This is a genomic window from Rhodococcus sp. MH15, from assembly GCF_019266045.1.
In the GTDB taxonomy this organism is placed as follows: domain Bacteria; phylum Actinomycetota; class Actinomycetes; order Mycobacteriales; family Mycobacteriaceae; genus Rhodococcus_F; species Rhodococcus_F qingshengii.
This window is the reverse complement of record NZ_LPNP01000061.1, coordinates 608822-630209: the sequence shown is the minus strand read 5'-3', so window position 1 is coordinate 630209 and position 21388 is coordinate 608822. Positions and strand designations below refer to the sequence as shown.

Genomic DNA, 21388 nt, shown 5'->3' with positions numbered 1-21388 from the left:
TTCTCGCCTACCGCCTATCCTGCTTGCTGCAATCAGAAATGAGTTTTGACATGGGTTCCGTTGTCGGAGAACTTCTCCCATTGGCCGTCGGTGTCGCCGTGTCGCCGGTGGCCGTCATCGCCACTATCTTGATGTTGCTCTCCAAGCGAGCGGGTAGCACCAGCGCCGGGTTCGCGGTGGGCTGGTTACTCGGAATCTTCATCGCTACAGTTCTTTTCGTCATCTTGTCCAGTGTCGTCAGCACGTCAGACGACGGACCGTCCGCCACGGTTTCGTGGATCAAACTAGCTCTCGGTGTCCTTCTGTTGGCCGTCGGGGTCAAGCAGTGGCGGGGGCGCAGCGGCGAGCACGAAACACCGAAGTGGATGCAAGCCGTCGACGAGATGACCGCGGCCAAGGGATTGGGCCTTGGATTCGCGCTCGCCGCGATCAACCCGAAGAACCTGCTCATGTGCATCGCGGCCGGAGTGTCGATCGGCTCGGCGTCGTTGGCGACCAGCGGAGCGATCACCTCGATTCTCGTATTCACGGTCATCGCCAGTTCAACTGTCGCGATCCCGGTCATCGGATACCTGGTGGCTGCTGATCGCCTGCGAAAGCCATTGGCCAATCTCAAAGTCTGGCTCCAGGACAACAACACCACGGTGATGAGTGTGTTGATCTTGGTCGTCGGAGTTGTTCTGATCGGCAAGGGAATTGGCGGAATCTTCTGATACCCGCTCTTTCGCGTGGTGTGAACGCGCGATTCCCGGATGATCGTTCGATCAGGCGCGCTTGACCGCGTAGTCGCCGTCGGCGTGACCGATCAGTTGCCATCCGCCCTCGATCGGGGACAGTCGGACGTCGGAGAGATTCGTGGTCTCGAGCTGTGGCCGGTCGGTGCCGGGGTACCAGGCCTCGACCCGTCCGGTGCCGCTCCCGTCAAACCCGTCACGCGATACCTCCGTCAGCGTGCCGGGCGCTGCCCGCGGATACGCTCGCGAGAGTGGCGCGGCGAATCCCTCTACGAGCCCGAGTGATTCACCGGACGGGCAGTCGATGCGATTCAGATTTCCCTGCGGCTGGTGGGTATTGCCGTCGCGAACCGGGTGGGGGTCACCGCACGCTTGTGTCCACGACCACCACGCGCCGCCCATCCGGTACCTGTCGGTGGCATCGACGAAGCGGTCGACGTCTGCTCTCTGCTCGCCGGCATCCCCGAACCAACCCCATTCACCCGTCCACAACGGGGCGTCGTACCAGGCGGCAGCGCGGTCGGCGATCTTGAACCCGTCTTCGATTCCGGGAAATTCGCTACTGACCGTTATCGATTCGCTGTAGAGATGGGGCGAGAAGACCACCAGAGGATCGGTCAGGTAATGGCGAGGGGGCAGCGCGTCGAGGCCGAAAGCCGACCAGATCGCGCTGGGCTCGAAGAACACGAGGTGTGGAAATCCTCCTGCTTCGGCCTGCCTGATGGCGTGGGTGGCCCGCTTGTAGAACTGCCCGATCTGATCAGCTGCCGTGAATGGATCGCGCAGGCCGGGGTTCGGTTCGTTCAACAGGTCGTATCCGGCTACAGCTGGTTCGTCTTTGAACTCGGCAGCCAACCGCGCCCACGTCGCGACGAGGCGACTCTGGATTCCTTGCTCGTCGTCGTAGAACGCCTGGAAGGCATGGGCGATCGCGGGTGCGGCTTCCCTGAGTCCACCGATGTTGCAGGTTGTCCATCCGCCGGTCAGGGTTGCCCACTCGGGTGCGCCGTCCCAGCCGACTCCCGGCCGCATGAATGACGGGCACGACTGGTCGCTCGGGGTGCCGACGTACGGGCCCCATGCATCCTGATGCATGTCGAGAACGGTGTAGATGCCGTGGTCTTTTGCATCCTCGACCGCTACTCGAACGCGGTCGACGTACGCAGTGTCGAATGCACCGCGGATCGGTTCCAGGAGGGACCACGCGACGTTGAGTCGGACGACGTTGAAGCCCAGCGCTGCCATCTGCGCGAAGTCCGTTCTTCCCAGCGGCGTAACGGTGGGTAGACCGGTGCCGTTGGTTGCGTAGTCATTGAGACCGTTGGCGTTCACGCCGCGGAGCAACACCGTTCGTCCGTCGACGTCCTTGATCGTTCGATCTGCGACGGTCAGTTGGGGGAGAGTCCAGCCCGGATCCGGTGGTGCAGCGTTCGCCGCCGGAGTTGCAATCTGGAGGACCAGGATTGCGAGGGTGGCAAGCAACAGCGCACGCATCCATCGACCTTTCTAGACAAACGTCCAATTCCGAGTCGAGGCTAGCGTGAGAAGACCTCTTTCCGGCGCGGTTTGCTCATACCTGTCACGGCCCCGCGTTGCCGAGAACACGTCGGACACGTGCTCCTGCTGGAGGTGTCATCATTGTCGACAAGTCTCGACCCGAGGGAGCCCTGGTGAAGCTTGCATTGACTGATCTGATCGAACAAATGCCTCGTGACGATTTGGCGAGTACGCGAGCGTTCTATGCGTCGCGGCCTGCCGGTGTCGGTCCGAGTTCCCTGCAGGAACTGCTTGTGGTGCGAGCATCCAGGGTGGTTGATCCCACGGCGAGCCGGGCTGTTGAACACACACTCGACATCGAGGGCCGATCCGTTTCGGTGCGCGTAGTCACTCCGAAAGACGGCGATGTCAACGGGGTCTATCTGTATCTTCCGGGTGGGGGTTTCTACATGAGTTCAGCGGCCAGCGCTGACGCCCGAAGCATGAGACTTGCCGACGAGGTCGGGGTGGTAGTGGTTACCGTCGATTACCGGCTTGCACCGGAATTCCCTTGGCCGGCAGCGCCGGACGATTGTGAGGCAGTCGCCTTGTGGCTGCTTGAGGTCGCTGCCGAACGGTTCGGGACGACCAGGCTCGCCATCGGTGGCATGTCGGCGGGAGCAACCTTGGTGACGACGACGTTGCTGCGCCTTCGTGATCGAGGTCTGGCCAAGGCATTTTCGGGTGCGGTGCTGGAAGCGGGCACGTACGACGTCAGTGCCCAGACTCCCGCGGGCCGCACCATCAGCGACGAATACTTCATCGAAGCCTACGTCGGCCATGTCGATGATCGCACTCTTCCGGATATTTCTCCGACATTCGGCGACCTCAGCGGCCTGCCGCCGACCCTCGTTGTCGTTGGATCAGAAGACGTGGTCCTGGCAGAGAACCTTGCCATGGTGGCGCGACTGTCGGCGGCCGGAAACGACGTCGACTTGCGTCTCTATCCTGATGTCCCGCATGGATTTACAAACCATCCAACGCCTGTTGCCCGGCGTGCTGCGCTAGATATGGGTGCTTGGCTTCGGAATCGACTCGACTCCGACCCCGCGTGACAAGCACGGGCGCGGTTCAGTGTGCCGAGGAAAAGCGGACTGTGTTCGGTGTCAGATCTTGGCGAGCGTTTTACGATGAAACAATTCGAGGCTCACCATGGATTTCATCAGGCCGTCGAGGGTTCGCGCATCCCATCCAGTCAGATGCTGCCAGCGGTCGAGTCGATAGGTGACAGAGTTCGCATGTAGGTGGATGTCACGGGCGGCGGCGCTGACAGAGAACCCGCTTCGCGCGAAGGCGCGGACGGCGTCCATCAGATGTGAGTGCTCTTCGGCCACAGATGCCCCGGCCTGTAGAAGCGGCAGCAGCTCGTCCTGGTGGGTGGCAAGAGTGGCGATGAGCCATTCGTCGGCAAAACTGACCGTCGTGCCCGGCGCTGTCGCCAACTGCAATGTGCGCTCGGCGTCGGTGATGCTTTGAGCTGCGCCGACGAGCCCGACCCGGGGCATCCCGATACCTAGTGACGTTCGTGGATGATCTCGCATGATTGCGTGGATGACTTCGGTTGGTTCGCCCTGACACATCACGATTACTCGGGAGCCATGTCGACTGCAATGCGCGACAACATGCACGGAATCCAGGGTTCGTTGCAGGTGTTCCACTTGTGCTTCTGACCATTCGTCCTCGACGGCCGACAGTGCTTGGAACGATTTCTGTGTATCGAATCCGAGGGTTTGTGCCAGCTCTCGGGCGTTGCTCAGTTCCATATCCGTTGCACTGTGCAGTGTTTCGAAGAATCGGTATCGAACGCCGGCGCGGATGGCCTGCTCGCTGCGCGTTGCCTCGGAGTGTCCGACTGCGACTGCGCTCGTCGCGGCGTGAACGAGGTCCCAAAGTTTGCCGCCTGCTTGCAGCAGCTCGTGTGTTGGTTTCGTGGACCGCTGGACCATCGTGTCCCAGAGCTCACGAGATGCAATGTGATAGGTCTCGATGACATCGGAGAGGGGGAGCCCTTGCATCGCGCGACGGCGCCCGAGTTCGCGGTTTCGGTCGGTGTCTTCTGTGGTGATCGTTTCGTTCTCGGCGACGGCACACAGCATTGCGGACAACTGTTTGCGGATGTAGTTGCCTTGCTCGGCCACTGGTACCGCGGAGTAGGCCGGGAGTTCGCTGCGAATCTGTTGTACCGCGCGCTCGGTGAGCGCTTCGAGCTCGTCGGAAACCTCGCGACACAACCGTCGGATCGTGTCTTCTTCGACGTCGGTTACGTCCACGGGGTTACTCCTTTGTGCGTGCTTGGTCTTGCGTCCCGTGAATTTCACGAACGAGCGTCGTGGATTCCGGGGTTCACCCATGGTCCCGCCATAGTGACGGGAGGCACACTCAACGCTAGACCGGACGACGATTCGACGGCAAAACGCCCCTCGCCTCATCTGCTCCGGATCGATCAACGGCTAAGGAGCCACAATCATGTCCAACGAGGCGAAGAGTGCCTTGCTCGCAATCGGAGTTCCGTTCGTCGGGGTGCTGGGCGGGATAGTTGCGCTCTCCGGATCCGAACTGACTGTTCTCGGATTTCCCATTTTGTTCGCGTGGCTTTTCCTGTGGATGCCGCTGACCTCGTTGTGTCTCCACATGGCATGGAAGTTCTTTGACCGCAAGGACTTCGAGGAAGCGGAACGAAACGAACTGGCTCAGGCCAAGACCGAGATCGGGGATCCGACATGATCGCTGCAACATTTACGCTCGTGCTACTCCTCGCGCTCGGCGCCGGAGTGCTTTCACGCCGTGGAAGCAAAAAAGAGATCTCCGACTACCTCGTGGGCGGGCGGTCTTTCGGTCCCGTGCTGGTTTTCATCCTGGGAGCAGGTGAGGCCTACAGCATCGGCACGCTCATTGGATTTCCCGGGGGTGTGTACGCCCACGGGGCAAGCTACGGCGTCTGGTTCATCGGATACATCTTGCTTGCCTACCCGATCGGATACTTCTTTGCGCCCTATCTCTGGCGGGCAGGCAAGCGGTATAACGCGATGACGCTGCCCGATGTGGCAGGGCGGCACTTTCGGTCGCGCGGGTTGGAACTGACAATCGCGATTGCCTCGGTAGTCTTCCTCATTCCCTGGGGGCAGTTGCAGCTTGCCGGCCTCCAGGTCGCACTGAGCGGACTTGGCATCACCATCAACCCGACGGTGGCGGTTTTCGTCGGCGCTGCGCTTGCTCTGCTCTTCCTCCTGCTTTCGGGTGTGCGTGCACCGGCGTTCGTGTCTTACGTCAAGGACGCAGCTCTGCTGTTGGGAGCGATCCTGATCGGACTGGCCGCCACGGCCAAATCGGGCGGTATCACGAAGCTCTTTGCCGATGCGGCATCCCATGGGGCCGGGCAGGCCTCGCAATCCACCGTCACCGGTTCGTCGCTGACCTTCGTTCTCACCACAATTGTATTCCAGTCACTCGGTTTTTTCGTTTTCCCCTTCATCGTGCAAGCGGTGCTATCGGCGAAGTCCGAGGCAACCCTCAAGCGAGTCGCCCGATTCAACCCGCTGTACATGCTCATGTATCCCTTCCTCGTCGCTGCTGCCTTCGGCGCAATTTCATTGCTGCCCAACAAGCTCGAGGGCGCAGAGTCCAATGAGGTCCTCCTGCAACTGTCCCGCCTCGTGCTCCCGGACTGGCTGACCGGAGTGGTGGCGGGTGGTGCGGCACTGTGCGCGATCGTTGTTCTGTGTGGCTCGGCGCTGGGAATCGGCTCGATCGTCTCGCGAAACATCGTTCCTGGAATACCCGAATCACGTCAGAGAGTGTGGGTGCGCGGGGTCATAGTCGCCTACCTCGGCCTCTCGCTGATCCTCACCCTCGCCGCACCCCAATTGCTGCTGACGCTGGTGAATACCGCGTATTACGGGGTGACCCAGGCCGTGGTGGTGTTCGCGACGATGATCTTCGGATGGAAGCTGCGACCGGCAGCGCTCGCGATGGGCGTGGTGCTCGGCGACGTGCTGGTGCTCTGGCTGTACCTCGACACACACGGCACGGTATCGATGTGGTTGGCGGACAAAGGCATGAACATCGGTGCCGCAGCCCTTGTTCTGAACGTGTTGTTCGTGTCCGCCACCCGGGTGATGTGGCCTCCTGTCGAAGCGGTTTCGGGCCTCCGTGCAGAAAATCGATCGGCACCAGTGCCTTGCCCCGCAGTCCCGACCGCGAAGGCGGATATCCGATGACTCGGACACTACTCACCGCAGATGCAATCCTCACCCAAGACGCAGCGTCACCCCAGGTTGAGGCGCTCGTCCTCGATGGAGGCCTGGTTGTCGCCACCGGAAGTCGAAAGGACATGGGGGAGTACGCCGGACCGGAAACTCGTCGGCTCGATCTCGCCGGCGCTACTGTGATCCCGGGGCTGATCGAGTCGCACATTCACCCGACCTACTCCGGCTTGACTGACGGATGGGCCGATTGCCGGACGCCACCGTGCGCCTCGATCACGGATATCCAAGGGGCTCTGCGGAACTCCACTCCCACTCACGGCTGGATACGTGGATGGGGGTACGACGACACACAACTTCGAGAAGGTCGCCATCTCACACGCGATGACCTCGACGCAGTCTGCACCGACCGCCCGATCATCGTTCTGCATATCTCGGGGCACTTTGCGGTGGCAAACACTGTTGCGCTTGCAACTGCAGGCATCGACGAATCGACGGTGGATCCCGGGGACTCGCAGTTTCCGCGTGGGGCGGACGGGAGGCTCACAGGGATGGCCTGGGAAATCGACGCCGTGGCACGGTTGAGTGGCGCGATACCAGACCTGACACAGGCAGAGGTGCAGACCGCGTTGCTGCGTAGCTTGACACTGGCGCGTTCGCGAGGAATCACGACCGTCCACGATCTAGGGGTCGGCCTGTCGGCGGGCATGCAGGAGTTGGCCGCCTATCGTGCCCTGGACACCATGGGCGAGATGCCCGTGCACACGGTTGGCTTCCTTCGGGGTGATCTCGCGATCGCAGAACTGGAGGAAAGGAACATCGCTTTCACGGCTGCACCGGCCCCAGGGTCACGCTTCCGCCTGGCCGGCGCCAAATTCTGGGCGGATGGGTCCATTCAAGGATTGTCTGCAGCCTTGCGAACTCCGTATACCTGCAGCCCGAACCATCACGGTGATCTGCTCTATCCGCAGGAGCAACTCGACGACATGGTTCTCCAGGTGCACCGCGAGGGAGGTCAGGTCGCGGTGCACGCCAACGGCGATGCGGCTGTAGCCGCCGCCATCGCGGCGCTGCGCAGTGCGCACCGCAGTGACGGACGTCGAGCGCGGCACCGTATCGAGCACTGCCAGGTGAGTGGGCCTGCGGATCTCGAGGCGATACGTGATGCCGAGATCGGGGTGAGCTTTTTCGTCAACCATGTTTTTCATTGGGGCGATCGTCACCGTGACCGTTTCCTCGGTCCTGAGAGAGCCGGCAACCTGGACCCGCTGGCGTGCGCCGATGACATCGGCTTGAAATTCGGGCTGCACTCGGATTGCCCGATAACGCCGATGGATCCCCTCCAGACGATTAGGACTGCTGTGAATCGGCTGACCATGGGCGGTGCCGTGCTTGGCGCCCACCAACGGATCGGAGTGCAGCGTGCAGTGCAGGCCATGACTGTGGACAGTGCGTACTTGGTCCATGACGAAGGACGGGTGGGGATCTTGGCGCCGGGTCGTCGTGCGGACCTTGTCGCGCTCGACGGCACTCTTGCTGCTCTCGCAGACGCTTCGTCCGACATTCCTCAGCCTGCACTGGTCATGGTCGACGGCCGGTAGCGCATGAGATTGATTTCGTCCCAACGGATACCAGCTCGAGGTGGAGATTCGTGCAGTTGCTCGACAGTGAAGTTGTTCGGCGCTGTGCAGTTACGGCTGCCGCCGCGGCCGCGGTCTGTCGTTCGATCGGGCCCGGCGTGGTCGATGGCGACGCAGTGACGGGCAAGAGTTTCTTCCTGCAGGATGGCGGCTGGCCGGGCACCTGAACACATGTCCGGTTTCTGGAGCAAAGTCGGGACGAGGAGCGTGCCACCCTTGTAATCTCGCACGGGAGTTTGCGGGGCGCGGGGTATCCCGCACAGCGAATGAGAGGATGAAGGTGACAACTGTCTACACGCGCCGCCGAGGGGCGCGCCCTTTCGGAATCGCCCTCGCTGCGCTGGTCGCTATGGGTGCGGCCCTGACAGGCCCCACACTCGCCTCCGCTTCGAGCGGCGACCTGCAATTGGGTTCGAGTCAGTTCGGATCGTCCGGGGAGCAACCGCCGCTGCCGGAGATCCCACCGCCGTCCGCGGCCGAGATCAGGCTCGACGAGGCGCGGAACTTCCGCGATATCGGCGGGTATCGGACTACCGACGGCAGGACCGTCCGGACAGGCCTGGTGTTCCGTTCCAACAAGCTCAGCTCGCTCAATGAGACTGATCTGGCAAAACTCACCGCCGCGAACCTGACCCTCGACGTCGACCTGCGCAACGCCTCCGAACGTGCGGAGGATCCCGATCGGATCCCCGCCGGGGTCACCTACCAGGTCGCCGACGTCGTCAGTATCGAACACGGCATCGCGTTCCACGAGTTCGTTCCCCTGACCCTCGGTCGCGCGTTGATCGACGGCGCAGTCAAGGGAACCTCGAACATCGGCCAGAGCATCGGCTACCCGTTCATGGTCAACTACCGTGGTTCCGATGTCGCCTTCCGTGACCTGCTGACTGCGATCGCGAACAACTCCGACGGCGCAACCGTCTACCACTGCAGTGCAGGGAAGGACCGCACCGGTTGGGGTACCGCGATCCTGCTGACCATTCTGGGTGTCCCGCGTGAGTTCATCAGTGCCGATTTCATGGCGTCGAACACGTACCTGGGCCGGGACGACGCGGTGGACCTGTCGTGGCTCGATGCGGCGTATGCACAGGTGGACCGGCTCTACGGCGGTATGGATACTTACGTACGGGAGGGCCTCGGCGTCGACCAGGGCACTGTCGACTCTCTGCGCGCCAAGCTTCTCCTCTAAGCGGAGCTCCACGCCCGGCTTCTTGCCTACTCGGACCTTCTTCTGTCCCAGTGCGACCTGTGGTTGCGGGAGCGCGCGATTGTGTGGCGCCGCTCCTGGGGTGGGCCCGAGGTTTCTTGGCCGTGTGCGATCACCAAGTGGCGCAAGAACTTGGCGCGCAAGAATCACGACTGGTCATGGACTCGACGCTGGCCAATTGGTCAGCATCGAATCGAGAGCCTCGAGGATTCTTGCCCAGCTTTCGGCGCTGTCCGGTGCACTGTGGCTGAACGATCCACCCAGCTCGAGGCTGGCGTACCCATGAAAAACGCTGCCGAGCAACCGAACTGCGTGGGTCTGATCGAGATCGGTGAGGTTGTACCCGCGCAGAATCGATCGCATCATCTGCGAGTGTCTGAAACCCGCGCTCGCGGCCGCGGCCTCCGGGGTGAGGCGCATCTGTGACGCGGCGTACCGACCAGGGTGTGACCTCGCGTAGTTGCGGTACACGTTCGCGAAGGCGGTCAAGGCGTCGCGGCCGGACCGACCGGCCACGGCGTCGGCAGCCTGGTCGGCCATCTCTTCCAAGGCAAGCAGCGCGATTCTGGTTTTGAGGTCGTTCGAACTTTTCACGTGCGAGTACAGGCTTGCGACCTTGACGTCGAACGCTCTGGCGACCGCCGATACGGTCACCTGCTCGAAGCCCACCTCGTCGGCCAATTCGGCGCCCGCCACGGCGAGGCGTTCGGGTGTCAGTCCTGCGCGAGGCATGTCCGTTGGTCCTGTTCGTCGAGAAGTGAAACCGCTTGCCTAAATAGTATAGGCAAATTACTGTGTGCTGTAGTTAAAACCTTCGCAACTTATCTACAGGTGAATGAGATGAACAGCCAGAGCAGCTGGATTATTACCGTAATTTCCGAGGACATCGTGCGCGGAGCCCTCGAGCTCGAGCGGACCGAACGCGGTGTGCTGACACACCGTCTGCCTGCCAGAGCTCGCACGCAATTCGCTGACGGGCAGATGGCAATGGCGCAATCACAACCGTCCGGAGTGCGGCTGGTGTTCCGAACCAGCGCTACGGCCATCGAACTCGACACTCTGCCCACGAAAATGATCTACATCGGTGCTCCGCCGAGGCCGCAAGGGGTGTACGACCTGATCGTCGACGGCGAACCAACCGGGCACGCAATCGCTGAGGGTGGCAACACGGTGACGATCGACATGGCGACCGGTACCGCTCAGAGACAATCCGGACCCGTCAGCACCATCCGCTTCGCGGACTTGCCCGCGCGATCCAAGACCGTCGAGATCTGGTTGCCGCACAACGAAACCACCGAACTTGTCGCATTGCGAACCGACGCCCCGCTCGAACTCGCAGTCGGCACGAAGCGTGATGTGTGGCTCCATCACGGAAGCTCGATCAGTCAAGGCTCCGGCGCTGAAAGTCCCTCCCGCACTTGGCCTGCTCTCGCAGCCTCCCTCGGCGGCGTGGATCTGATCAACCTCGGGTTCAGCGGCAGCGCTCTGCTGGACCAGTACGTCGCCCGCGCTATGCGAGACACTCCTGCCGACCTCATCAGCATCAAGATGGGCATCAATCTGGTCAACTCCGACGTGATGCGCCTGCGGGCCTTCACGTCGGCAATGCACGGCTTCCTCGACACGGTCCGCGACGGCCATCCAGTGGCTCCACTGCTGGTCGTCTCGCCTGTCTATTGCCCGATTCACGAAGACACGCCTGGACCTGGTGCATTCGATTTCGACGCGCTTGCCAGAGGCGAAATGCGATTCGTTGCTACCGGCGATCCTGCCGAGCGTGCAGCCGGAAAGCTGACGCTGCGCTCTATTCGGGAAGAGTTGGCGCGCATCGTAACCCAGCGATCGGCGGCTGATCCCAATCTGCATTACGTCGACGGGTGCGATCTCTATGGTGCGGCCGAGAACGAAGAGTTGCCGCTTCCCGATCAGCTCCATCCGGACGCTGCGACGCACCGTCTCATCGGCGAACGCTTTGCCCAACGGGTATTCGCAGACGACGGCGCATTCGCACGCACGGTGTGATCGCGCAATCTGGTTCGATCGGATTTCACACGATTTGACCCTGACGTAGCGTGAGGGCTCACGATGACTTCATGACCGATACTTACCCGGCATTCGACATCAGCCCCGTCCCTGTCCCCGCTACAGACGCCGTGCCTCCGGAACAGTTCCGAGGTCTCTACGGAATGCCCATGTTCGTGTCGGTTCCGACATCGGATCTGGCCGAATCTGCCGACTTCTGGATCCGTGGGCTCGGTTTCTTCGACCTCTTTTCGGTGCCTGATCGACTGACGCATCTGCGGCGCTGGGCATTTCAAGACGTTCTGCTCGTGCCCGGCGAGCGAGCAGATTCACCACCGTCCATCAGCGTGAGCTTTGCGTGTGTGCTGAGTCAGATCGACCAGATAGCAAAGGCGTGTGAGGAATTGCGGCCCGGATGCACCAGCGGTCCAGACCTGAAGCCGTGGAATTCACTGGAGTTGGAGATCGTGACACCGGAGAACGCGCGTGTGATCATGACGGCCGCTCGTCCGTACGACCCGAACAGTGCCGAGGCCGAGCATCTGCGAGGCATGGGAATTGACGGACCCGTCGACTGAACCGAGGTCTGACGCTGTGGCCTCCCGAACCGCGTCTGTCAGACTGGATCACGTGACGGACCAACTCTTCGGAGACGAGGCAGACAGTGCTCTCACTGTCGGTGCTGCCGCATCACGACTAGGCATAACCGTACGTACCCTCCATCATTGGGACGCAATCGGTTTGGTGCGTCCGTCCGGGCGCAGTGACGGGGGCTACCGGCTGTACACCGACGCGGACCTCGGCCGCATCGGCCGGGTGCTTGTCTACCGAGACGTGGGTTTGTCGCTCGACGAGATCAGGATATTGCTCGATGCGCCCGCAGCCCACGTGGACGAGACGCTGCGTGGGCAGCGCGCCGAGTTGCGGCAACGGATAGCCGACTTGGAGGAACTGGGCGAGTCCTTGGATCGCATCATCGATGCCAGGAAGTCGGGTGTGCTGTTGCCGGCACACGAGCAGGTGTCGATCTTCGGCCGACACTGGCAGCCGTCATGGGGGCCGGAGGCGCACGAGCGTTGGGGTGACAGCGCGCAGTGGGCGCAGCACGCGGAACGGTCGGCGGGTAGGACCGCTGAGGATTGGCAGAAGATCGCCGACTGCGTCGAGACGCTCAACGAAGATCTGGCGCTGGCCTGCCGATCCGGTGTCGAACCGGGAAGCGCCGAGGCGAATTTGCTGGCAGAACGGCACCGAGCGTCGATCGGGGTTTACTTCGACTGCACACATTCGATGCAGGTGTGTCTGGGACGGATGTACGTGGCCGATCCGGGATTCACCGCGTTCTACGAGCAGGTCGAGACCGGTCTGACAGTGTGGCTCCGCGCTGTCATCGATGCGAATGCTCGGGCCAACGGGGTTGCCCCCGAATCGGCGACGTGGGTGTGAGTGAGCTGGTGGTCGCTCGTCAGTCCAAAGACGCACACGCAGTGCACCACGGTCGGCCGTCGACTCCGTGGGCACGATGGGACACTGCGATGCGCGCGGCCAAAATGCAGCTTTCGTTGTCGTGATAGACGTCGAGATCCGAAGGAACCGTCGAGTGGAACGCCGGGACCTTCATGTCTACCTCCGTTGTGGCTCGCCAGGGAGTTGGCTCGTTGCGGCAATCCTCCCACCACAGAGATCATCTCGCCTGTCGGCAGAAGCAGGGCCGTTGCTCGGCCAAATTGCCAGGGGTCGACACGTGCGGTCCCGTCCGCGCGATTGTGCAGCCCCGCAGCGACTTACAGGTGTGGTTACTTGATCGCCCTGCCTTCCGAACAGATGCGCACTGCGCGCGGGGTGTGATCTTCGACGGCGCTCACCGCAGAGAATCCCGCAGGGATAGGCTGGACGGATGCGTGGAGAGTACAAGGTTCCTGGTGGAAAACTGGTCGCGGTCGACGTCGAGGTGGCGGACGGTCGGCTGTCCGAAGTCGCAGTCTCGGGGGACTTCTTCCTCGAGCCCGACAGCGCGCTCGACGACATCAACGCGGCGTTGCGCGGAATGCCCGCCGACTCGGATGCAGAACAGTTGGCGCATGCCATCTCCACTGCGCTCGACGAGTCCGTCTCGATGATCGGCTTCACGCCGCAGTCGGTCGGCATCGCGATCCGGCGCGCACTCGGCCACGCCACGAGCTGGGCGGATCACACCTTCGACCTCATCCCGCCGGTGGTTCTCGATCCCGCGATGCACGTCGCGCTGGACGAGGTCATCGCGCGTGAGGTCGCATCGGGTGAGCGTCCGCCGACATTGCGTTTCTGGGACTGGGACTCGCCCTTGGTCGTGATCGGATCGTTCCAGTCCGTGCGTAACGAGGTCGACTCCGAGGCGGCTGCGCGGTACGGCATCGGGGTGGTGCGCCGAATCTCCGGTGGCGGCGCGATGTTCATGGAACCGGGCAACTGCATCACGTACTCGTTGGCAGTACCGGCGTCATTGGTCGAGGGTTTGAGTTTCGAGCAGTCCTACGCGTTTCTCGATCAGTGGGTCATGGGAGCGCTTGCCGAGGTCGGTATCAACGCTCGGTATGTGCCGCTCAACGATATCGCCTCGGACAAGGGCAAGATCGCCGGCGCCGCTCAGAAGCGATTCGCGTCCGGCACTGTGCTCCATCACGTGACCATGGCCTACGACATCGACGCTGAGAAGATGACGCAGGTGTTGCGAATCGGACGAGAGAAGATGTCGGACAAGGGAACCAAGAGTGCGGCCAAGCGCGTCGATCCGCTGCGTTCGCAGACCGGAATGACGCGTGCAGCAATCCTGGAGTCGTTTGCGCAGCACTTTCGAGGTCAATACGACACCCACGACAGCGATTACACGGACTCGGAGTTGGAGCAGGCGCGCAAGCTGGTGGACACGAAGTTCAGAACCGAAGAGTGGACTCACCGCGTCCCGTGAAACCGAGAAACCGGGACGAGACCCGAGCGGTCTCGTCCCGGTCGCCTAGGTAGCCGGAGTCGCTGAGTTTGCCCCGAGGAGCTCGGCGTCGGCCGTCCCGGAGTTCCGCTTCGGAATGGTGAAAGTTGCGCTCACGCACAGGATTGCGATGACGAAGCACGCCACTGTGTACCAGAGGTTCCCGATGGGATCTCCAGCGCTGGTGGAACCGTCGACCGCGTCGAAGAAGTCGGGAAGCGCACTCGCCCACAGGACGGCCATGACAACCAGGTACACCACGCTGTAGATCTGCACGAACCTGTTGGTGTGTGCAGGAGTGTTCGATTCTGCCGAGCGCAGGTGCGTCCATTGGCGGACGAGAACCACGATCGCGACCACTGTGAGGACTGCAAGTTCAGCGGCGTAGAGGAACCCGCGGACAGTGTCGCTTCCCATACCGAAGACCGTCGCCGGGAGCGGGAGAATGAACGTACCCAGCGAGGCCAGCAGGCCGATCACGATGGTGCGCCATACCAATTGAAGTCCGGAGAAGTGCTTGCCGGCATCGACGTGCCGTCCGACGAAGTACTGGACGCAGAATGCCAACGACATCGGCCACAGCGCGGCGAAGACGACCACGCTGGGAAGTGGAACCGCGTTGAACATGGGTTGGTTGATCGGGTTCGACGTCGACCACTCCCACCACCGCAACTGGGGCCCCAGGTGGTCGAAGATTTCGTAGAACGCATGGTGGACGAAGCCGACGCAGACAGCGCCCAGTAGTGGACCGTATCTGCGGAAAACGCCGAGCATTCTGACTATTTCGAAGGCCAACGTCGCCATCAGTGGATAGATGGCAACGATGTACAGCGGCAGTCGACCCCACATGAAGTCGACGGTGAACACGTTGTGCGCGAACATCGTGTCCACTTGTTCTTCGATGCCGAACGCCGCCGGGAAGTACAGCGGAGGCTCGATGATGAACAGGTAGGCGGTGGCGCCGAACCAGAGAACCAGATTGGTGGGGTCGCCGTTGCGGCGCAACCGCACGATCGCCAGGACCAGTGCGAGCACCGAGCCGACGATGATGGTCCATTCGAGGACGGGCAGGGTCCAGTTCTCCAGCGCCGCCGGGTTACGGAACTCGACGAGTCCACCTGCTTCCTGACAGGAGAAACCGAGTTCTGTTGCGAGCTGGGAAAACGTGGGGGAGCAGTGTTCTGCCATCAGTTGGCCCCTGACGTGATCGACTCGGCTTGTGCCTGAGATTCGGCGGTGTACCAGCGTGTGCAGTCGTAGCCGTCGTCGTAACGCTTGAACCACTGGTCGGCGAGTGCGGGGAGTTTCTCGTGGTCCGGGTTGTGATTGGGCATCTGGCTGCGGAAGACACCGCCGAGTGCAACGAGTTGTTCTCCGAGTTGAAGGTGATCGAAGGCGCGAGGCATCGTGCCCTTGGTCAGATACGGAGCGAACGACGTCAGAATCTTCTGCTTGGTGCGGTGGGTGGCGAACATCGACAGTGAGTCGACTTGCCGCTCGGAGAGCGGAACGTGCTGGTTGAAGCCTGCGCAGGCGATACGAATCACCTTCATCACGTGCGCGAAGATCGACGGTGCCATCCGCATCCGGTAAAGCTCGCTTCCGACTACGGAATTGAAGATGATCAGAGCCGAGCTGCGATGCTCGACCTCCTCGACGAAGTGCCAGATGAACAGCGACGCGACGCGGTCGTCTCCCGGGCGGAACAAGGTCGCCTCGTTGTCGAGCATCAGCTTGAACACCGGAGTGAAGGTCGCCTCCAGGTCCGCGGTGTATGCAAGCCGGTAGTTCAGCGAGGTCGCCTCGGTCAGTAGATCGAATTCACCGATCACAGCGTCGAGCGTGTTCTGTAGTCCGGGGTAGCGCCTGATCAGAGCCTTCACATGCTGGCGGTGCGCGGTCGAGTGATGGCCTTCCTGACGCATGAACGCCACGGCTTCCTCGGCCACTTCAGGATCGCTGATCCGCGACTTGGTCTGCATGATCATCTTCACGATCATCTTCTCGAAACCGATGGCCAGGAACGAGACCGCGTTGGACATGCTCGACCAGGCCGGATTCTCCGGGTTCCACAGGAAGGGAACGTCCTGATCCTCGAATCCGAAGTCCATTTTTCGGGGTTGAAGGTTGGTCACTTGTCGAACCTCGTCTTTCGGAGGGGCTGGTCAGGTGGCCGCTCTGGCACTCGAAGCCACGTGTGGCGGTAATCATACATATTGGTGTGCAGTTGTATGTTCACTTTCGGCGAGGGGAGTGAATTCGAGGGGCGCAGATGCAAAACCTGCCTGTGTTAGCCTGTGGCTCTTGGACTTCGAGCGCAAAGACATGGTTCGAGCCTCGTTCGAGCGAGGAAGTGGGCAGTGGCACGAAGGCGTGGGTGGGGCGGCAATCCACCGGACAGTGACGAAGATGCGTCTCGTCGCATTGTCGAGGCCGCGGTCGAGTTGATCGGACGGACGAGTTCGGAAATCAGCATCGGCGACGTCGCCGAGTCACTGGGCGTGATCCGGCAGACCGTGTATCGATACTTCCCCAGCGCTGACGCTCTGATGCGGGCAGCTGCAATCGCGTCGGTCGACGGCTACCTCGATCGGCTCACCACACACGTGAGCGGCATCGAAGATCCCGTCGAGGCGATGACCGAGGGTGTCGTCTACACCCTGACCCAGGTCCACCGAACGCCGCATCTCGGCATTCTGCTCACCAGCACGAATTCGAGTCTTCATCCCGAAGGTCTGACCTCTCAGGAGGCGCAGGCCTTCGGAATGGCGATGATCACCCGCTTCGACGTGGACTGGGTGCGTTTCGGATACGACGACGCATCACTTCAGGAACTGGTCGAATACGTCCTGCGGACGATGCAGTCGTTTTTCCTCGCGCCCGGCGACCCGAAGCGGAGCGACGAGGAACTGCGGCGATACCTACGGCGCTGGATGGGTTCTGCGATCATCGCCCAGGGAAATTCTGTCAGCGGTGATCCGATCAGCGCAGAACCAGAGTCAAAACAACCGCGCTGACGCACGCGGCGATGACGACGATCAGCGCGAACAGGTCGGCGAGCTGAGGGCGCTTGGGGTACGCCGCGATCAAACCGGTGCCCCCGCGAGCGGAGATCGCTTCACCCATCTCGGCAGAGCGCCGAATTGCCACCGACATGGTCGTGGTGATCAGATCGACTATCGAATTGTCGGCAGCGCTGTTCACCACAGCTTTCGGGCGTAGTCGTCGCGCCGCCACCAGGGTGAGCATCTCGTCGATCAAGAGCGGAAGTGAACGAATGCAGAGGGCCGTCGCGATCGCCCACTCGTCGACCGGGATCTTGAGGAATCGCAGCGGTCTACCGAGCGTTGCCAGTGCCGGCGCCACATCGCTCATCGACGTGGTCCATGCCAACATCAGTGAGACGCAGAGCAATACAAGACCGAACGTCACAGCTTGCAGGTAGATGAAGACTGCGTCGAGGCCGATCGGAAGATTGATCAACGCGCCGAGCAGGATCAGCGCCCACAACCACCACGGAGGTCGCGGAACTGCAGTCGGGGGGATGCGTCCGATCACCGCGGTCAGCAACAACAATCCGAGTACGACGCCGATCGCCGGCCAGGACGGAGCGGTCACGACCACGATGCTGACGAGAACGACGGCAACGATCTTCGTTCCGGCCCACAATCGGTGGATCGGCGATGAAGTCGGGACTTCGCGCAGAAGTGTTGTCACGTCGTCGATCCTTCCAAGGCGCTGCTGGCGGCAGGGTCGAGGATGCGACCCTCCGACAGTCGAATTGTTCTGCTGCACACGGCGTCCATGCCGTCGACATCGTGGGAGATGACGACTACTGCGGTTCCGTTCCGACGAATCCACCTGAGTACGTTCAGGATTTCGTGTCGACCGGGTGGATCGAGACCGGCCAACGGTTCGTCGAGGATGAGTACCCGCGGTTGGCGCACGAGGAGACCGGCCAGGACGACGCGTCGCATCTGTCCGCCGCTCAACTCGTCGATGCTGCGGCCGGCGATGTGACGGTCGAGTCCGACGGCGTCGAGCGCCCACGAGACTTGCACCGATCCGATCTCCGGACCTCCGGCGGCCTCGATGTCTTCGGCGACGGTTCGGCGTTGCAGCTGCAGTCGCGAATGCTGGAACGTGAGACCGACGGTGCCGAGTTGGCGTGAGACGGGTTTGCCGTCGAAGACTGCGGTTCCCTTGCTCGGTGCGATCAAGCCCGCCATGATCCAGGCCAGAGTCGATTTACCGGAACCGTTGCCGCCCAGAACCAGCAGCCCGTCGCCGTCGCCGATTGTGAGATTTACGTCCGACAGTGCGCGCCGCGACCACGGAGTCCGGTCGTTGTACGTGTGGGTGACATCGGTGAGTTGGAGGACAGCTCGAGTGCTGACCGGCCACGGCGCAGACGGCGGACCCCCGAACGTCGACGTCATCCAACCGGGTTGGTGATCGATCTGCCGTCCGCGTTGTAGTTGAATCACCCGATCTGCGTTGCGGGTGTCGGCGTGGTGATGGGTGACCAGTACCACGGCCATCGGGTGGCGTCGCGGAAGTTCGGCAAGGAGCGAGACCAATTCCTCCCGGCCGGCCTGATCGACCATCGCGGTGGCTTCGTCCGCGATCAGCAGAGCGGGGCGCCGCGCCAGCGCGGCTGCAACAGCCAGACGTTGCATCTCGCCACCGGACAGCCCGGAGGTCTCACGCATACCCATGCCCGCGAGTCCCACCTCGGCCAGCAGTGCATCGACGTCGGGATGCGACTCGGGGGGGAGCCCCCAGACGACGTCGTCCGCGACGCGGGTTCCGAGGATCTGGCTTTCGGGTCGTTGGAGGACGACGGCGGTTCCGCCGTGTCGGCCGAGACCGGCGGACCCGGGTCTCGTCAGCGTCCCGACAGTCGGCGCGCGACCGGCGAGCAACCGGGTGAGTGTGGACTTGCCCGAGCCGTTGTGGCCGACGATGGTGACGAACTCTCCTCGTCGCACGGTGAAGTTGACGTCGACGAGGGCCGGTGTCGTTGCACCCGGATAGGTGAAGCCCACGTGATCGAAAGTGACCGGCAGAGGATCGATCGGACGGTCGTCGGGTGCTGTCTGGAGCGGGTCGGCCGAAGGGAGTGCAGCCAATCGGTCGAGGACGGCGCCGAGGACGAAATAGGAGACGACGGTACTGAGGACGATTCCGGAGATGATGGACACGCCGATCCACAACCACCAGTAGTCGATGATCGAGCCGATGCTGTTCTCGATCCATTCGGCTGCGCCGACCAGTGTGGGGGCACGCTTCAAGATCTCGGCCACGCCCAACGCGGTGTTCTCGAGCGAGGTCAACAACAAGGTGCGCAGCGGAGCGAGAACAAGCAACAGGACTATGGAGAACAACGCCAGCGCGGGCCCGATGACCAATGACGACAGCAATGCGGAGACGAAGCCGAGACCGCGCCGCTTGACCGTACCGATGATTCCGCCGAGGAGAGCGCTCAATGCGACCGCCGCCGCAGATCCCGAACCCGCCGCGACAAAGGCGACTGCCGTGGCCGAGATACCGGCCGTCGTCACGGCGCGGACTCGGAAGCGCTGGGCAACAATTCCCATCGGAACGGCGGCCACGAGGTTGAGGGCGCTGGCCATGGGGATGACCGTGGCAATGACGGACAACGCGACCGTGAATCCGGCCATGACGGCACCCGTTGCCAACTCGAGTGGTCGAAGGTTGCCGGTTTCGCGGACTTGCGGACGGTTGCTCACTACGTCCAGTGTGCCAGTGGTGACATAACTCCCGCCCGACTGATGGTGAGCGCATCGGGGTGATTGCGTAGGCTTCACCTCAAACAATGCATCGGACGGAGCGTGGAAGACGTGAGTGCAGCACCCATCAGGGTCGGGGTTCTGGGAGCCAAGGGCAAGGTCGGTCGAGCGATCTGCGAGGCAGTGGAAGCTGCTCCCGATCTGGAACTCGTCGCTCAGGTCGACACCGGTGATCGCATCGAGACGTTTGTCGACACCCGCACTCAGGTAGTGGTCGATTTCACGCACCCCGACGTCGTCATGGGAAATCTGGAATTCCTCGTGGCCAACGGAATTCATGCAGTGATCGGCACCACCGGTTTCGACGAGTCCAGGCTTGCGACTGTTCAGTCCTGGCTCGACGCCCAGCCGGCAACGGGTGTTCTGATCGCCCCGAACTTCGCCATCGGTGCTGTGCTGTTGATGCGCTTCTCGGCTGCCGCGGCGCGCTTCTTCGATTCCGTCGAGGTCATCGAACTCCATCACCCCAACAAGGCAGATGCTCCCTCGGGCACCGCATACCGAACGGCCGCCATGATCGCCGAGGCTCGCGCGGAAGCAGGCGTCGGACGCAGCCCTGACGCCACCACGACCGAGCTCGAGGGTGCGCGCGGAGCCGACGTCGACGGCGTCCGGGTTCACTCCGTGCGGATGGCCGGACTGGTCGCGCATCAGGAAGTGATTCTCGGAACTCAGGGCGAGACACTGACCATTCGCCACGACTCGATCGACCGGAATTCGTTCGCGCCGGGCGTTCTGCTCGGTGTCCGCCAGATCGGCTCGCGTCCGGGTCTGACGGTCGGTATCGATTCCTTTCTCGATCTATGAACAAGACCACCCGCACCGTCGCACTGATCGTCGCGATTTGCATCGCGCTCGCGGTGTACTTCGTGCTGCTCGGCCAGCGCGGAATCCAGCTCATCCAGGACGGTGGCGGCGCCGCGATCGGTCTCGGGATCGGCGTGCTGATCCTGCCGTTCCTGGGGCTGTGGCTCGTCATCGCCACGCTCCGTGCCGGCTTCACGCACCAGCGCCTCGCGCAGCAGATTCACGACGAGGGCCTCGCTGTCGATGCGTCTGCGCTTCCGAAATTGCCTTCGGGCCGGATCGAGCGAGCGGCCGCCGACGAGTTGTTCGCCCAGATCAAGGTCGACTGGGAAGCAGACCCGGACAACTGGAAGCAGAACTTCCGACTCGCTCGCGCCTACGACTATGCCGGTGACCGAAGCCGGGCTCGGGAAACCATGCGACGGGCAGTCGAACTGGAACGCCGTTCACGAGGCAAGTAGG

At 62.3% G+C, this 21388-nt stretch carries 22 protein-coding genes; 14 read left to right on the top strand and 8 right to left on the bottom strand.

Going from position 1 to position 21388, the window contains the following annotated elements; genetic code table 11:
• Positions 1 to 50: 50 nt before the first annotated feature.
• Complete coding sequence (locus tag ATN37_RS10865) at positions 51 to 713, top strand: GAP family protein (protein ID WP_064073674.1); 663 nt, start codon at positions 51 to 53, stop codon at positions 711 to 713.
• A 51-nt stretch (positions 714 to 764) separates the two neighbouring features.
• On the opposite strand, the gene ATN37_RS10860 is transcribed toward ATN37_RS10865, so the two are convergent.
• Positions 765 to 2228: a glycoside hydrolase family 5 protein gene (locus tag ATN37_RS10860; protein ID WP_064073673.1), complete on the bottom strand. Its 1464-nt coding sequence runs from the start codon at positions 2226 to 2228 to the stop codon at positions 765 to 767.
• Positions 2229 to 2404: 176 nt separating this feature from the next.
• Here ATN37_RS10860 and ATN37_RS10855 point away from each other — a divergent pair, with 176 nt between their 5' ends.
• Positions 2405 to 3325, top strand: coding sequence for an alpha/beta hydrolase (locus ATN37_RS10855; protein ID WP_030535590.1), 921 nt, complete (start codon positions 2405 to 2407; stop codon positions 3323 to 3325).
• 51 nt (positions 3326 to 3376) lie between these two features.
• Here ATN37_RS10855 and ATN37_RS10850 read toward each other — a convergent pair whose 3' ends face one another.
• Positions 3377 to 4540 (bottom strand): CdaR family transcriptional regulator, encoded by a 1164-nt coding sequence (locus ATN37_RS10850; RefSeq protein WP_063316732.1) that lies wholly within the window; start codon positions 4538 to 4540, stop codon positions 3377 to 3379.
• Between the two features lie 196 nt (positions 4541 to 4736).
• Here ATN37_RS10850 and ATN37_RS10845 point away from each other — a divergent pair, with 196 nt between their 5' ends.
• From ATN37_RS10845 to ATN37_RS10825, 5 genes are all read left to right on the top strand, one after another.
• Positions 4737 to 4994, top strand: a complete 258-nt coding sequence (locus ATN37_RS10845; protein ID WP_003942271.1) for a DUF3311 domain-containing protein — start codon at positions 4737 to 4739, stop codon at positions 4992 to 4994.
• Positions 4991 to 6487, top strand: a complete 1497-nt coding sequence (locus ATN37_RS10840) for a sodium:solute symporter (RefSeq protein WP_003942149.1) — start codon at positions 4991 to 4993, stop codon at positions 6485 to 6487. Before ATN37_RS10845 ends, ATN37_RS10840 begins: the two co-directional genes overlap by 4 nt.
• A complete protein-coding gene (locus tag ATN37_RS10835; protein ID WP_063316540.1) occupies positions 6484 to 8073 on the top strand; it encodes an amidohydrolase in 1590 nt (529 codons plus the stop codon). Before ATN37_RS10840 ends, ATN37_RS10835 begins: the two co-directional genes overlap by 4 nt.
• Positions 8074 to 8123: 50 nt before the next feature.
• A complete protein-coding gene (locus ATN37_RS10830) occupies positions 8124 to 8279 on the top strand; it encodes a hypothetical protein (RefSeq protein ID WP_155419219.1) in 156 nt (51 codons plus the stop codon).
• 107 nt (positions 8280 to 8386) lie between these two features.
• Complete coding sequence (locus tag ATN37_RS10825) at positions 8387 to 9301, top strand: tyrosine-protein phosphatase (RefSeq protein WP_007735104.1); 915 nt, start codon at positions 8387 to 8389, stop codon at positions 9299 to 9301.
• A 174-nt stretch (positions 9302 to 9475) separates the two neighbouring features.
• Here ATN37_RS10825 and ATN37_RS10820 read toward each other — a convergent pair whose 3' ends face one another.
• Complete coding sequence (locus ATN37_RS10820) at positions 9476 to 10051, bottom strand: TetR/AcrR family transcriptional regulator (protein WP_030535586.1); 576 nt, start codon at positions 10049 to 10051, stop codon at positions 9476 to 9478.
• Positions 10052 to 10159: 108 nt separating this feature from the next.
• Between ATN37_RS10820 and ATN37_RS10815 the strand changes: the two genes are divergently transcribed.
• The 3 genes from ATN37_RS10815 to ATN37_RS10805 all read left to right on the top strand — a co-directional run bounded on the left by ATN37_RS10815 (position 10160) and on the right by ATN37_RS10805 (position 12787).
• On the top strand, positions 10160 to 11341 hold the full coding sequence (locus ATN37_RS10815; RefSeq protein ID WP_218695101.1) for a GDSL-type esterase/lipase family protein: 1182 nt from the start codon (positions 10160 to 10162) through the stop codon (positions 11339 to 11341).
• A 71-nt stretch (positions 11342 to 11412) separates the two neighbouring features.
• On the top strand, positions 11413 to 11919 hold the full coding sequence (locus tag ATN37_RS10810) for a glycosyltransferase (RefSeq protein ID WP_081557766.1): 507 nt from the start codon (positions 11413 to 11415) through the stop codon (positions 11917 to 11919).
• A 52-nt stretch (positions 11920 to 11971) separates the two neighbouring features.
• The gene (locus ATN37_RS10805) at positions 11972 to 12787 is read left to right on the top strand and encodes a MerR family transcriptional regulator (protein WP_308125204.1); all 816 of its coding nucleotides are present in this window, start codon (positions 11972 to 11974) and stop codon (positions 12785 to 12787) included.
• Positions 12788 to 12806: 19 nt separating this feature from the next.
• Here ATN37_RS10805 and ATN37_RS10800 read toward each other — a convergent pair whose 3' ends face one another.
• Complete coding sequence (locus tag ATN37_RS10800; protein ID WP_165638325.1) at positions 12807 to 12962, bottom strand: hypothetical protein; 156 nt, start codon at positions 12960 to 12962, stop codon at positions 12807 to 12809.
• A gap of 276 nt (positions 12963 to 13238) precedes the next feature.
• Between ATN37_RS10800 and ATN37_RS10795 the strand changes: the two genes are divergently transcribed.
• Entirely contained in the window at positions 13239 to 14288 is a 1050-nt protein-coding gene (locus ATN37_RS10795; RefSeq protein WP_003942269.1) for a biotin/lipoate A/B protein ligase family protein, read from the top strand.
• A 45-nt stretch (positions 14289 to 14333) separates the two neighbouring features.
• On the opposite strand, the gene ATN37_RS10790 is transcribed toward ATN37_RS10795, so the two are convergent.
• Both ATN37_RS10790 and ATN37_RS10785 read right to left on the bottom strand, forming a co-directional pair.
• Positions 14334 to 15494, bottom strand: a complete 1161-nt coding sequence (locus ATN37_RS10790; RefSeq protein ID WP_058038677.1) for a hypothetical protein — start codon at positions 15492 to 15494, stop codon at positions 14334 to 14336.
• Complete coding sequence (locus ATN37_RS10785) at positions 15494 to 16441, bottom strand: metal-dependent hydrolase (protein ID WP_030535581.1); 948 nt, start codon at positions 16439 to 16441, stop codon at positions 15494 to 15496. The genes ATN37_RS10790 and ATN37_RS10785 overlap by 1 nt, the downstream gene beginning before the upstream one ends.
• A gap of 225 nt (positions 16442 to 16666) precedes the next feature.
• On the opposite strand from ATN37_RS10785, the gene ATN37_RS10780 reads away from it, so the two are divergent.
• On the top strand, positions 16667 to 17323 hold the full coding sequence (locus tag ATN37_RS10780) for a TetR/AcrR family transcriptional regulator (protein ID WP_007735111.1): 657 nt from the start codon (positions 16667 to 16669) through the stop codon (positions 17321 to 17323).
• On the opposite strand, the gene ATN37_RS10775 is transcribed toward ATN37_RS10780, so the two are convergent.
• Both ATN37_RS10775 and ATN37_RS10770 read right to left on the bottom strand, forming a co-directional pair.
• Positions 17289 to 18023, bottom strand: a complete 735-nt coding sequence (locus ATN37_RS10775; protein ID WP_042450697.1) for an energy-coupling factor transporter transmembrane protein EcfT — start codon at positions 18021 to 18023, stop codon at positions 17289 to 17291. The two genes, ATN37_RS10780 and ATN37_RS10775, sit on opposite strands and share 35 nt — an antisense overlap.
• Positions 18020 to 20059, bottom strand: a complete 2040-nt coding sequence (locus tag ATN37_RS10770) for an ATP-binding cassette domain-containing protein (RefSeq protein WP_218695099.1) — start codon at positions 20057 to 20059, stop codon at positions 18020 to 18022. Before ATN37_RS10770 ends, ATN37_RS10775 begins: the two co-directional genes overlap by 4 nt.
• Before the next feature lie 111 nt (positions 20060 to 20170).
• Here ATN37_RS10770 and dapB point away from each other — a divergent pair, with 111 nt between their 5' ends.
• Positions 20171 to 20926: a 4-hydroxy-tetrahydrodipicolinate reductase gene (dapB, locus tag ATN37_RS10765; RefSeq protein ID WP_007735114.1), complete on the top strand. Its 756-nt coding sequence runs from the start codon at positions 20171 to 20173 to the stop codon at positions 20924 to 20926.
• Complete coding sequence (locus tag ATN37_RS10760) at positions 20923 to 21387, top strand: hypothetical protein (RefSeq protein WP_003942246.1); 465 nt, start codon at positions 20923 to 20925, stop codon at positions 21385 to 21387. The genes dapB and ATN37_RS10760 overlap by 4 nt, the downstream gene beginning before the upstream one ends.
• Position 21388: the final 1 nt, after the last annotated feature.